This is a genomic window from Virgibacillus sp. CM-4, assembly GCF_000445495.1.
Lineage (GTDB): Bacteria > Bacillota > Bacilli > Bacillales > Amphibacillaceae > Virgibacillus > Virgibacillus salexigens.
This window is the reverse complement of sequence record NZ_AUQA01000007.1, coordinates 39,879-53,111: the sequence shown is the minus strand read 5'-3', so window position 1 is coordinate 53,111 and position 13,233 is coordinate 39,879. Positions and strand designations below refer to the sequence as shown.

Annotated in this window: 14 protein-coding genes and 1 pseudogene; 6 read left to right on the top strand and 9 right to left on the bottom strand. The window is 35.8% G+C overall.

Translation table 11 applies throughout. The annotated features are described in order from the left end of the window. Positions 1–24: 24 nt before the first annotated feature. Complete coding sequence (locus M948_RS39105) at positions 25–456, bottom strand: RDD family protein (RefSeq protein ID WP_021292028.1); 432 nt, start codon at positions 454–456, stop codon at positions 25–27. 377 nt (positions 457–833) lie between these two features. Further along, complete coding sequence (gene csaA, locus M948_RS39100; RefSeq protein ID WP_021292027.1) at positions 834–1,163, bottom strand: chaperone CsaA; 330 nt, start codon at positions 1,161–1,163, stop codon at positions 834–836. Between the two features lie 216 nt (positions 1,164–1,379). On the opposite strand from csaA, the gene M948_RS39095 reads away from it, so the two are divergent. The 4 genes and pseudogenes from M948_RS39095 to M948_RS39085 all read left to right on the top strand — a co-directional run bounded on the left by M948_RS39095 (position 1,380) and on the right by M948_RS39085 (position 3,062). Next, on the top strand, positions 1,380–1,739 hold the full coding sequence (locus tag M948_RS39095) for a CidA/LrgA family protein (RefSeq protein ID WP_021292026.1): 360 nt from the start codon (positions 1,380–1,382) through the stop codon (positions 1,737–1,739). Next, positions 1,736–2,296 (top strand): annotated as a pseudogene (locus tag M948_RS39090) (LrgB family protein). Before M948_RS39095 ends, M948_RS39090 begins: the two are co-directional and overlap by 4 nt. Before the next feature lie 169 nt (positions 2,297–2,465). Beyond that, positions 2,466–2,618, top strand: a complete 153-nt coding sequence (locus M948_RS43290; RefSeq protein WP_021292023.1) for a hypothetical protein — start codon at positions 2,466–2,468, stop codon at positions 2,616–2,618. A 138-nt stretch (positions 2,619–2,756) separates the two neighbouring features. Further along, on the top strand, positions 2,757–3,062 hold the full coding sequence (locus M948_RS39085) for a MerR family transcriptional regulator (protein WP_021292022.1): 306 nt from the start codon (positions 2,757–2,759) through the stop codon (positions 3,060–3,062). Between the two features lie 60 nt (positions 3,063–3,122). On the opposite strand, the gene M948_RS39080 is transcribed toward M948_RS39085, so the two are convergent. From M948_RS39080 to M948_RS39065, 4 genes are all read right to left on the bottom strand, one after another. Then, positions 3,123–4,370 (bottom strand): glutamate-5-semialdehyde dehydrogenase, encoded by a 1,248-nt coding sequence (locus M948_RS39080; protein ID WP_021292021.1) that lies wholly within the window; start codon positions 4,368–4,370, stop codon positions 3,123–3,125. A gap of 29 nt (positions 4,371–4,399) precedes the next feature. Beyond that, positions 4,400–5,491 carry a glutamate 5-kinase gene (proB, locus tag M948_RS39075; RefSeq protein ID WP_021292020.1) on the bottom strand — a complete coding sequence of 364 codons (1,092 nt, stop codon included), beginning with the start codon at positions 5,489–5,491 and terminating at the stop codon, positions 4,400–4,402. A gap of 389 nt (positions 5,492–5,880) precedes the next feature. After that, positions 5,881–7,302: an MDR family MFS transporter gene (locus M948_RS39070; protein ID WP_021292018.1), complete on the bottom strand. Its 1,422-nt coding sequence runs from the start codon at positions 7,300–7,302 to the stop codon at positions 5,881–5,883. Between the two features lie 244 nt (positions 7,303–7,546). Next, positions 7,547–8,278, bottom strand: a complete 732-nt coding sequence (locus M948_RS39065) for a hypothetical protein (protein WP_021292017.1) — start codon at positions 8,276–8,278, stop codon at positions 7,547–7,549. Between the two features lie 141 nt (positions 8,279–8,419). Between M948_RS39065 and M948_RS39060 the strand changes: the two genes are divergently transcribed. Further along, on the top strand, positions 8,420–8,833 hold the full coding sequence (locus tag M948_RS39060) for a DUF6376 family protein (RefSeq protein WP_021292016.1): 414 nt from the start codon (positions 8,420–8,422) through the stop codon (positions 8,831–8,833). A gap of 134 nt (positions 8,834–8,967) precedes the next feature. On the opposite strand, the gene fosM is transcribed toward M948_RS39060, so the two are convergent. Beyond that, positions 8,968–9,390: a FosM family fosfomycin resistance protein gene (gene fosM / locus M948_RS39055; protein WP_021292015.1), complete on the bottom strand. Its 423-nt coding sequence runs from the start codon at positions 9,388–9,390 to the stop codon at positions 8,968–8,970. A gap of 92 nt (positions 9,391–9,482) precedes the next feature. Continuing rightward, positions 9,483–10,031, bottom strand: a complete 549-nt coding sequence (locus M948_RS39050; RefSeq protein ID WP_021292014.1) for an NADPH-dependent FMN reductase — start codon at positions 10,029–10,031, stop codon at positions 9,483–9,485. Between the two features lie 682 nt (positions 10,032–10,713). Here M948_RS39050 and M948_RS39045 point away from each other — a divergent pair. Then, the gene (locus M948_RS39045; protein WP_051170081.1) at positions 10,714–12,231 is read left to right on the top strand and encodes a DHA2 family efflux MFS transporter permease subunit; all 1,518 of its coding nucleotides are present in this window, start codon (positions 10,714–10,716) and stop codon (positions 12,229–12,231) included. 27 nt (positions 12,232–12,258) lie between these two features. Here M948_RS39045 and M948_RS39040 read toward each other — a convergent pair whose 3' ends face one another. After that, positions 12,259–13,206 carry a phosphotransferase gene (locus M948_RS39040; RefSeq protein ID WP_021292011.1) on the bottom strand — a complete coding sequence of 316 codons (948 nt, stop codon included), beginning with the start codon at positions 13,204–13,206 and terminating at the stop codon, positions 12,259–12,261. Positions 13,207–13,233 lie beyond the last annotated feature (27 nt).

Here is a 13,233-nt window from a genome sequence, read left to right as displayed (position 1 = left end):
CAATTAATTCCCTACAAGCAGTGATCACTTTCTATATACAACTCGTGTCTTACAAATGATATCATGGAGAGCTTTTTTCTCTTCATTCCAACCTGCCATCATAAAACCAATCAATAATGGAATTGCAGAAAGGAAATAACTTAAATACCGTCCAATTGATTTCAATATACTTATCTGCGACATATCCGTATTAACAACTTGAATATTACAGATAATTTTTCCTGGTGAGCCTTTCCATTTACTCGCCGTTAATATAATCATAAATAAAATGATATAAATCGCAGACGCCCATGAATCCGAAGTGGAAGTCTCCATTTCAGCTTGCGAATACAAAAATACAAAATCCTCATCGTTAATAATGAATGCAATAATAGCTGCCAATACAGACAATAATAACGAATCTACGATACTTGCTAATACCCGTATCCAGAATCCAGCTGGCTTTGTTTCAGCCATTTAATAACCTCCTTGATGCGTTACTTTGTTGTTCGTTTAACCTATTTTCTCTGCTACTCACCTGTGCAATCGATAGATGTACTTTAACCAAAATGGCTCATATGTACGCACGTACTTCATAAAGGGACATAAACAGATAAATACCATAGCATTATACCTACCAAGAAGAATAGGACATACGTAATCGTCCCTGATTGTCTTCTAGATGCCACACCCGTTTCCTATTGTTTATTATTTCAATACGGTCATCTTGTTAGATAGTAGAACGATATTACCTTCGTAAGCAGGCCTATTTTGTTGACAGTTTTTATCATTGTCATCTGTCCGTTCCCTTCCTAAGAACTTCATTTCTTTATTTTATATGTTTGATATGCAAATTAAGAAATTCGAGTACCGTTTTTCACTTCTTCTCCTGGATTCAACAGTACGACATCGCCTTTTTCCGGCACCCCACCTAATACGAGCACTTCTGATTTAAATCCAGCAATTCGCATAGGCGGGAAGTTAACAACTGCTGCTACTTGCCGACCAATCAAATCTTCTGGTGTATAACGTTTGGTTATTTGCGCAGACGATTGTTTCATACCAAGCTCTCCAAAATCAATAAATAATTTAATTGCGGGATGCTTAGCCTCTGGAAACAGTTCCGCCTTTCTTACGGTTCCAATTCTCATATCAATTTCCATAAAATCGTCAATAGTAGCCAAGTTTATTCCTCCATTCCATTTTCTATATAATTAATTCGCTAAACCCTCACCTAATCCCTGTTTATATAGGAAACTAATCATTTCTAACCTACGAAGTAAGATTTCCTATCCTATCATGTCAAAATATCCTGTTAGATAATCTAACAAATCGAATGACAAGACAAGAAAATTATTCTAATCTGTTACTATCATCATCTACAGATTGGAGGGAATAACATGATATTTCGCTGGTTCATACAGCTTGGGATAATAAATTTGTTTCTTCTTTTGGGTTATGGAATAGCAGCTGTCATGCAACTTCCACTACCAGGGAGTATTATTGGTATGATTCTATTATTCTTTTTCTTATTAACGGGGGTTATACGACTGGAATGGATTGAGAAGATATCTAACTTTCAATTAAAGCATCTGACACTTCTTTTCATTCCTCCGCTCGTCACCTTATTTCTTTCCACCGGTTTTATACAAATACTCCAATGGAACATCTTATTTATACTTCTAGCAAGTAGTATATGTTGTTTATTAGGTACAGGATTTGCTGTAGAGCTATATGAAAAAAGAAGAAATGTAGAATGAGCTTTTTCATTTTTAACATACTTCTTGCAATTACGATTACTATTAGCTGCTATTTACTTGGACTATTCTTATTTAAAAAATACAAAAAATCTTGGTTAAACCCATTATATACTGCTTCCGTTATGGTTGTCATCCTATTACTATTCACACCTATCAAAGGAGAGAGCTATCAGGAAGGAATTGAATTATTCAGCCTGTTATTATAGTTAACCATCGTCTCACTAGCTGTTCCATTATACAAACAGTGGGAATTCCTTAAACGAAATTATCAAAAAATCTGTCTTGGTGTGATATGCGGAACGGGACTAGGAGTTCTTGCAGTGATTGGTTTATCTCACTTCTTTCATTTACAAGATCAACTGCTAGCTTCACTAATTCCGCGCTCTGTCACATTACCAATTGCCCTCACCATATCTAGCGATCTTGGTGGTCTAGGTTCAGTTACTGTCCTGTTTGTAATTACTTCTGCCTTATTATCACTTATTATAGGTCCTGATTTATTAAAGAAAGCAGGTATTAGGAGTAAATCTGCCAAAGGATTGGCTATGGGTACTTAGGCACAAATGTTAGGAGCAAATCGATCTTTAATATGGGGAGAAGAAGAAGGTGCAATGGGGAAGTATCGCAATGACGATATCTGCCTTATTTCTTGCAATAATTGTACCGCTACTGGCTTTTATCTCATAAATTGAACGGTAAATGCAAAATGTTTATGGAGGCGAGTCAATGAGAAATCAGCTTCGTGAGGGAATTGAAGAAGCGAAATTGTATTATATTTTAAAACTTAAAGATGCGGGTGTCATTGAGGATAAAAATAAGAAGATGAATAATCTCACATTGAGTGAACTACAGCGATTGGTTAAATTTTATCAGTTATAAGTTATTCGGAAACTATCCAGGATAGTTTCCGTTTCTATTCACTTCCCAATCATTATGTTAGGAAACCTAACATAAAAGTGAGATAATGACTGTATTGTCCGAAAATTACGTCGATTAATTCTTCAGGAGGGAAACAAAATGATATCCTATAAAGATAAAAAAGTAATTACAATTGGTATTGTACACGAACTTACTGGCCTATCAGAAAGGAAAATTCGCTATTATGAAGAGCGCGGACTATTATTTCCAGAACGAAGTAAACGGGGAACCAGAAAATATTCTTTTTCAGATATAGAATTGTTAATGAAGATTGCTGATCTACGTGAAGACGGTGTTCAAACCACTGAAATTAAACGTGACATGATTCGAGAAAAAAGAAAGAAAGACATTCGAAGTGAAATGTTACAAGGCCAATTAAACGCTCACTTTAATCGGCGTCCATAAATTTTCGAATTCTCTCCTTATAAAAACGACTACATTTAATGCAGTCGTTTCAAATTAGATTTATGAACGGATTTGCCCTGTACCATGTATAAAGAATTTGCTAGATGTTAATGCTGGAAGCCCCATCGGTCCTCTTGCATGTAATTTCTGTGTGCTAATGCCAATTTCTGCACCATATCCAAATTCGAAACCATCTGTAAATCTTGTTGAAGCGTTATGATATACAGCCGCAGCATCAACATGTGTTTGAAAGTAGATAGCGTGATTATCATTTGCTGTAATAATTGCTTCCGAATGCTTTGTTCCATAAGCATTAATATGATTAACAGCTGAATTGCAGTTTTTTACGACACGTACAGCAATTGCTAAATCAAGAAATTCTGTGTACCATATTTCTTCTAATGCTTGTTTAGCAAAAGGGAAAGCCTCACATACGATATCATCGCCATAAATTTCCACCTTATTTTCTCGTAATGTATCAAGAAGTTCTACACCATGATGATTAAACCAATCCTCATGAATCAAAACAGTTTCAATCGCATTACATACAGATGGTCGTTGTATTTTCGCATTAATTGCAATATCCTGAACCATCTTCACATCGGCTGTATCGTCAATATAAACGTGACAATTACCAGCACCTGTCTCTATTACTGGTACGGTAGATTCCTTAATCACCGTTTCAATCAAATTTTTCCCGCCTCTTGGAATTAATACATCCAAATATTCATTTAATGTAAATAATGCTTTTGCAGAATCTCTATTTGTATTTTCAATTAACTGTACTGCATCTACAGAAAGATTGCTAGTAGATAATGCTTGATGTATCGAATGGACTAAAGCTTGGTTAGAATATTTAGCAGAGGAGCTGCCTCGTAATATTACTGCATTCCCAGTTTTGACAGCAAGAGTTGCAGCATCGATGGTAACATTTGGTCTTGCTTCATAAATCATACCGATAACTCCGATTGGTACACGCTTCCTTTCAATTAGCAATCCATTATCCTTTTCAATCGACTCAAGCACGTCACCAATTGGATCGGCTAAATCAATTAATTGGTAAATGGCATTATACATTAATCGGATTCGATCTTTATCTAACATAATTCGATCTATTAAAGATTCATTTAGGCCATTAGTACGGCCATCAACAATATCTTTTTGATTTTCGCTTAATATATAATCCAAATCCTGTATTAATTGATCTGCGATTAATTGCAAAGCCTTATTTTTATCTTCGGTAGTCACCCCATTTAATTGATAACTTGCGACTTTGGCTAACTTTCCTTTCTCCAGAACTTCTTCCATTATCTCTCCTCCTCTAAATGTTATCTTTATTATTTCAACCTTACCCAACGATCACGATGGATAACGCGTGATGATAAACAGCTATTATCTGTATTTCTTTCTTCCATTTCTTTGTTCACAATGGCAGCTGAACAACTGACTTCCCCTTTTCCAATAAGCCCCTTTATTCCATAAACTTCCACCACGTCTCCTTCTTGAAAGGTTCCTTTGATTTTTTTTATTCCTGCGGAAAGAAGACTTGCTCCTTGATATAAGATTGCTTTCTCTGCCCCTTCATCGACATAAATTTTCCCCATCGTCTCTGAATGAAGTGCTATCCACTGCCTATTTGTATTAACAGTTACTTTCGATTTATTAGAAATGTATGTACCATCCCCATCGCCACTAATAATTTCGAGGAGCTTTCTCTCCCCTTCACCTGTACCAATAAATACATTAACACCTAAAGATAAAGCCATTCGTGCTGCTTCCAATTTTGACTTCATCCCACCGGTACCTACAGAAGACCCGTTTGATTCAGCAGCGGCAATCATTTCCTCTGTGATCATCTCTAGATAATCATACTTAACAACATCTGGGTTGGTACGCGGATTACCATTATATAAACCATTTATGTCCGTTAACATCATTAATTGATCTGCATGAACAATACCACTTACTAATGCTGAAAGCATATCATTATCTCCAAATGTAAGCTCATTTATAGACACCGTATCATTTTCATTAATGATTGGAATGACGCGTCGTTCCAAAAGTTCCATCATCGTATTGAATACATTTTTGTATCTACTACGTGTAGTAAAATCTTCTCTAGTTAGTAGTAATTGGGCAGCAGTTAACCTAAACTCAGCAAACTTCTCCATATAGGTTTGAATTAATAATCCCTGCCCTACCGCTGCAGCTGCTTGCTTTCCTTTTACCGTTACCGGCTTTGAAGCATAGCCGATTTTAGAAAAACCGGAAGCAACTGCCCCAGAAGATACTAACACAACATCATGATTTTGTTGACGAAGTCTAGCAATTGCTTCCACATGCTCCGTCAATTTCCTTTTATCTAGCTCACCTTGTGGATTAGTTAACGAACTACTTCCAATTTTGACTACAATTCTCTGTTTACTCATACTGTATGCCCCTATCCTTCTGTCTTCTTTCTATAGATGTTTAACTAAGAACCAGCTATCTAATATAATTAAAATGAAAGTAATATATAAAAAAAGCCCTATTCGTCCTGCTACTCAGGACGAAAGAGCTTTTCTTCCGCGGTACCACCTAATTTGGATGATTACATCCCGTCTTTTTGCGTTAACGCCATGCAAAGCGCCTGCTTTATGCAGGACTCAGAAGGCGCGTTCTGTGACAATAAGTGAAGTGGCTTCCAGCTAATAACCCACTCTCTCTGGCCACCTATTTCTACCACATACTATTCCTTCCTTACCGTTCAAGTATGTTTTTTTAATATTATGGATAGAAATAGCACTTATGTCAACTGTTTTTTCAAAATTAATGCAAATTACTTACTTATCTGTACTGATTTCGGTTGAGATCTTTTAATAAAGAATGACAAGATTAGGGCAATGATTGCAAACACGCCTGCAACAATAAAGGACACATTTACACCATGGATCATACCATTTAACCCTTCTTCAGGTATTGCACTATTTGTCATAACCGAAACTAACAGTGCTGTACCAACTGCACCAGCAACTTGTCGCATGGTATTATTCATAGCTGTACCATGTGGAATTAAATTCACTGGTAGCTGGTTTAATCCAGCTGTTGTAACAGGCATCATTACCATAGCAATTCCAAACATACGAATTGCATTAACGGTGGCAAGATAAGTAAACGTTGTATCTGCTGATAAATTTGAAAACATAAATGTAGTCACGGTAACAATCGTTAATCCAATAATGGAGAGCCACCGCGCCCCAAACTTATCAAATAAACGCCCCGTAATTGGGTTCATAACTCCCATAAGCACAGCACCAGGTAATAACATTAACCCTGATTCCAATGCAGTAAACCCAAGCATATTTTGAGCGAGTAATGGTAATACAACTGCTGCTCCAATCATCGCTATGAATGTAACCATACCTAAAACGGTTGTTAAAGTGAAAATACTATTTTTAAATACCCGGAATTCAAGGATTGGTTGTTCCAGCTTCATTTGTCTCCAAATAAAGAAGAAGAGCGTGATTGCACCTATAACTAGAGAAAGAATAACCTCGAAGCTTCCCCAGCCGTTATTACCAGCACTACTGAATCCAAATAATAGTCCTCCGAACCCTAACGTTGAAAGAACAATGGATATCATATCCAATTTTGGGAATGTACGATTTGTAATATTCTTTAATATAAAGTAAGCAATAATAATATCAACAATAATGATTGGCAATATAATATAGAACAGACTTCTCCACGGAAAATGCTCTACTAACCAGCCGGATAACGTTGGTCCAATGGCTGGAGCAAATGCGATAACCAACCCAAACATCCCCATTGCTGAACCGCGTTTTTCAACAGGAAATATTAGGAATAATATAGTCTGCATTAATGGCATAATAATACCAGCAGCGGCAGCTTGTGCAACACGTCCAGCCATCAAGATACTGAAATTCGGAGCGATTGCACAGATCACTGTTCCCACCGCAAATATCGTTAATGCAGTCAAGAACAATCCTCTTGTTGTAAAACGTTCAATTAAAAATGCAGTAATTGGAATCATTATTCCATTAACAAGCATAAAAATGGATTGCAACCATTGTGCTGTATTAGCGTCTAATTGCAAGTCTGCCATAATATGAGGCAAGGCTGTGGCTAATAATGTTTGATTTAAAATAGCAACAAAAGCACCAGATATAAGAACAATCATTAGCGGTACTTTATTTACAGAAGTTGGATTATTTGCTTCTGAAACATTGTTGTCCACCATAAAATCTTCCTTCTTTCTTTTAGAATTCTTTTTAATCTTATGGATGCCTCAGCGACAGCTTTTTATACATACGTATTACCTGTGGTAGAGCTATAAAGCACCCTAATTTAGACTCAAAGTTTAGTCATAAACATCATCATACCATATCGAAAATACATTACAAACTAAAATGTTTCAACCACTATGTAAAAAATTCAATCCATTTTCTCATTCATAAAAAAACGAGCATCCTTGCTCGTTTTTCCTATTTCCGAAGTTCTCTATGAGAAGCATGAAAATGAAGCTTGCCATTCTTAAATGGATAAAGGTTTAGTTCTGCCGCTTCCGTAGCATGATTTACAATGATTTCCTCCATTAACTCATTGGCACTTTTTCCGCTTGTAAGTATCCCAAGTTTTTCGGCTGTGGTATATAATTTTGCTTCATGAATAGCATGTACTAAAGCTTTTACTTCTTCCCCCTTCGTTTCAATCCCTAGCTCTTGCGCCTCTTTTTTTACCGAATGTGCAAGAACTTCTTTCTTCAGCTCCTTGATACTTTTGCCTTGTTGTTCAATTCCTAATTGTTGCGCTTTATTTTTAATCATTGCTTCATGAACTTCTTTCGCCAGATTCTCTTGCGACTTATTGTTTGTAGCTATTCCTAGTTCTTTCGCTTTGTTTATAACTTTTTGATGATGAACTTCTTCCTTCAGTTCTTTAAATGATTTTCCTTTTGTTTCTACTCCCATTTCTTTTGCATTTTTTAGAATGGTTGTTTTTATAATTTCCTTATGAATTTCTTTTGTTGACTTATCTTCTACCTTAATTCCTAATTCTTTCGCCTTTTGATGAAGTAACGCCTTATGAACATCGTTTGCTTGCTTGGAATGATGCATGTCCGATAATCGGATGTCTAAAAATTCTGCAGAGACCGAATTCCCACCTGCTACCAAAGCAAAAATCGCAATCATACTTAATAGTAATATTTTTTTCATCTTCTTACATCCTTTCTATATCCTCTCAAGAAAATAGCTTACCCATTTGTTACAAAATCATTTATTGATTTTATGAAACAAAAATGATGTTTCATCGTATGTAGATTATATAAAGTGTTATAAAAAAGAAAGGAGTAACAAATGAAAAAAGCGATTTTTATTCTACTGTCCGTTTTATTTATCGGGAGCTTAACTGGATGTTCTTTTCTAGAAGAAACAACGAATTCAGTCAATTATGTGAATGAAACATCAGATTATATAAATGATTTAAGTGAATTTGCAAACGAAGCAACACAACTTCCAGAAGAAGAGCTTGTCATAAAGCTAGAAGGTCTACAAGATACAATAAAGGATTTTCTTACGATAGAACCACCGAGCCTGGCTGAAGATATTCATCAGAAATTAGAATCTCAAAGCCAAGCATTATTGGATGCAACAAATGGTATCATTGATCAAGGAGAAATTGCCGTTGAACAATTTAAGGAGTCAGAAGTATATCAAACAATGGAGAATATTATCGAATTCCAATCACAAATTGAACAATTGGAATTATAAGAATGTAACGAAAGCACCGTATCTTCATGGACCGAAATGAACATAATATCTACCAAGAGATAACTCGGGTAAGCAAAAATCTCATCGCGCCTACCCGAGTGCTTTTTCATTATAGAAACTCAAAGTACCTGAAATTAGTCATAGAATGTCATATGCTTTTTCGCCTGCTTATAATAGTCCAATCGATCTGCCAGGGTACCTGTATGAAACTCAAATTTATGCCCGTCCGGATCTGTAAAATAAATCGATTGCTTATCGCGAACATCGCGTTGTCTACCTTGCAATATAGAAACGTTTAAACTCCCTAACCGATCGTACATCTGCTGAAAATCTTTTTCTTCAATAGAAAAAGCAATGTGTGTATAAGACTCCTGAATTTCTTCTCGCGGAACATTCTTCTCCTCATTTAAAGCTAGCCATAGCCCATTCAAATCAAAATAAGCCGTACTTTTCCCTTTCACTAGAAGTTTTGCATCAAACACGTGCTGATAAAAATCAATAGAGACTTCCAAATCAGAAACTGAAAATAGCAAATGATTAATTCCTTTTATTCCCAAGTTTTGTCCCTCCTTTTCATTATGATACAAAAAAACTTACCTTCAAAAAATAAATTTTTGAAAGTAAGTGTTAAACTTGCATGTTTAATTCATTAAAAAACTTTTGTTTTCTCTACCCAATCGATAAAGTTATCAACTACGGAATCTACAAATTCAATTGTTGGCTCATCGGTAAGCTTGCCTTGCTCATCCATTTTTTCATGAACAGAACCAATGAATACTTCATTGCCTGGCAATGTCAATGCACCAATCCCTGGAGCTTGTAAGATTTGACGAAGGTGCATTTGCGCACGGATCGTTCCCATTGCACCCATAGAAGCACCAACGATCATGACTGGTTTTTTCACTAATACTTGTTCTACTCTCGAGAACCAATCAAGCGCATTTTTTAACATTCCTGAAATAGAACCATTATATTCTGGTGTTGCAATAAGTACACCATCACTCATTAAGATTTTATTTCGAATTTCTTTCACAATTTCAGGTGGATTGTATTCCTCATCCTGATTATAAAAAGGAAGCTGATCAATAGGTAGAATCTCAACCTCTACTTTATTCGTATATCTTTTTTGTAAAAAGCGAGTCAGCTTCAAGTTGTATGAATCTTGGCGGTTACTTCCGACCATTGCTACAATTTTCATCTCGTATTCCTCCTGTTAGTTATTAAAAATAATCGCATAATATATTGTTACAAAAATCACAGGAAACATCAAGAGATCTGTTTCATTTATGAAACAGATTAGAAAAACCATAAATGCCCTATGCAGGATGTCCATGTACATCGAGTACATTACTGATTAGTTTCCTCTAGTCGAGCCCCTCCATATTGTTGATTTCAACCATTTTTAAAGGCGAAGCTCAGAAACGCTTCGCCTTTTATTAATCTCCTGGATATTTTTTGGATTTTCGTTTATTTAAATATTTTTTTATTACCGGATAGATAATGGGACCATATTTTATTAGTTTTCTAATTAACCTTTTCATCGTATTTCCTCCAATTTATTTATATTTCTATCATACCTTAATTCTCAAGAAGTTAAACCAAACCTTTATATTGATGCATTATTCTCTATTAACGAAAGTATTATAATAAGTGTACAAAACCCAAAAAACAGCGGAAGAAAAAAGCACCATTTTATAAATAAATCTGATCAGTAAAACGCTGCCAAATCAACTTTAATGTAAATTTTCAATAAAGATATTGATTTTATTATACTATGAGTATAAAATAGGTTAGTATTATATTAAAAAATTACTCTTCAGAATGAAAGAAGGAATGAACAATTGGAAGCACATTCTATTGAAAAACGTCCACCCTATGGAATGATCGCTATTTTATTTATTGGAGCATTTGTTGCCATATTAAATGAAACGTTATTAAATATAGCATTGCCGTCAATTATGGCCGAATTTGATGTAAGTCCATCCGCCGTACAGTGGTTAACAAATGGATATATGCTGGTAAACGGAATTCTTATTCCAGCAAGCGCATTTTTTATTCAGCGGTTTACCAATAAAAGTTTATTTATAACTGCCATGGCTCTATTTACAGCTGGAACACTAACAGCTGCCCTTGCCTCTTCATTTGGAATACTACTTGTAGCTCGAATGATTCAAGCGGCCGGTTCAGCAGTGATGATGCCATTATTAATGAATGTCATGCTAACCGCATTTCCAGTCGAAAAACGAGGTACAGCAATGGGAACCTTTGGTTTGGTAATGATTGTTGCACCTGCAATTGGCCCAACATTATCTGGTTGGATTATTGAACATTATGATTGGAGAACGCTATTCTATATTGTACTGCCGTTTGCTGTATTTACACTAATCTATGCAATCGTTAAATTAAAAAATATTACCCCGCAACGAGCCATTAGACTTGATATCCTGTCCATTATTTTATCAAGTTTAGGTTTTGGTGGGTTACTTTATGGATTTAGTTCAGCAGGAGAAAGCGGATGGAATGATCCATCTGTTTATGGAACGATTATTGTTGGAGCCTTGTCTGTCATTGGCCTTATTCTTCGTCAATTACGAATGGATGATCCAATGTTAGAGTTTCGAATCTTTAAGCATTCGATGTTCGCATTATCATCCGCTATCTCCATTGTCCTTGCTGTAGCAATGTTCTCAGCAATGATTTTAATGCCTATTTACGTACAGACGATTCGTGGCATTTCTCCACTAGATTCTGGGTTATTAATGCTACCAGGAGCACTTGTGATGGGAATTATGTCACCAATTACAGGAAGATTATTTGACAAATACGGGCCAAAATTGTTAGCAATTACGGGTCTATTCATTACCATTGCAACAACCTATTTCTTTAGCCGTCTAGATATGGAAACTGCTTATGGTACGATCATGCTTCTATACACGGTTCGTATGTTCGGAATGTCAATGGTCATGATGCCTGTTATGACAAATGGCTTAAACCAACTACCAATTAAAGATAACCCGCACGGAACTGCAATGAATAATACCCTACAACAAGTGTCAGGAGCGATTGGTTCTGCACTATTAATTACAGTAATGAATAATCGCACAGAAAGTAAGGCAACTGAGTTGGGTGAGCAAGCAATGGCAAATATGGATCCGAGTGCTGTTCCTTCTGACCAAGCGATGGCAGAAATGCAAGCCCAAATTATGAATGAGGCAATGTTAAGCGGAATTAACTTTACCTTCTTCATATCAACCATAATTGCAGTAGGAGCATTGATTTTAGCTCTATTTATGAAACGTGTTGATACAACAGAAAGTCAAAAACAGCAACAGGAGATGGCAATGCAACAAGCAGAAATGCAAGATAGTCAGCAAACTCCCGTTCCAAATCAGTCATAATGGAAAGACAAATACCTGGTGAGCAGATCACCAGGTATTTGTCCTTAGCATGAAATAGTTCTCTATGTGAAATAGTAAATGGACGATACTCTGAAATAAATTACGTTGCGAAGGGCTCTTCCAATCTTCTGGAACTTCAGCCATTAACCACATTACTTCATCTAAAAAAACATGTTCTACTGCTTTTTTCCAAAAATGTTTCTCCTCCATAGTTAATCTTACATACTCTGTATAACCATCCATAAATATGTACCATTCATCAGGAGTGAATGTACGATCGGGGGCTGTTTCTAATTCATTATGAAACAATAATAAAACGAGAGCTAAATCAAAAATACGTGGAATCCATGTAGCGTTATCTGGGTCAATTAAAAAAGGCTCAGGTGTATATACTAAATTATTTGCTTTATAATCATGGGGTGTTGCAACATGTGGTAATTTAGCATGTTTGATTTCATCTTGTTGTCCCACCACTTTTAATAATCGCTTTCTTAATTTAGGAACCTGAACATCCTCCTTATATGGCATTGCATATCTCCTAATTGCCGCCATACTTTCTTCCACTTCCTCTATTGTAAAATCATACACATTGTATTCTGGAAGCTGATAGGTATTCGTACTCTCCGATAGTCTATGAATGGAACCAAGTAATCTACCTGCTTCTTTAATCGACTTTTCCGAGGCAATGTAACCTTCACCTTCTATAAACGGATATGCCACATAACACGCATCCTCCATCTCTATTGGATTCTCTCTGTCCAATACAACCGGGGTGACAATATCAATCTTGTTTTTCCTTAAATGCAATAAGTACTTCATTAACCTTTTCGCTTTTTCTAATGGTTGCTGTGTTCTCTTTATAATTATATTTCCTGTAGTATGTTGAACTTTATAAACTGGAGAGAACGGATAAATACTTATTGGTGCTTCATCCGTCTTAATTCCAAAATGCTTCATTATTTTACTACTATTCATTTGATAATCCCTCTACATTACCTGCAA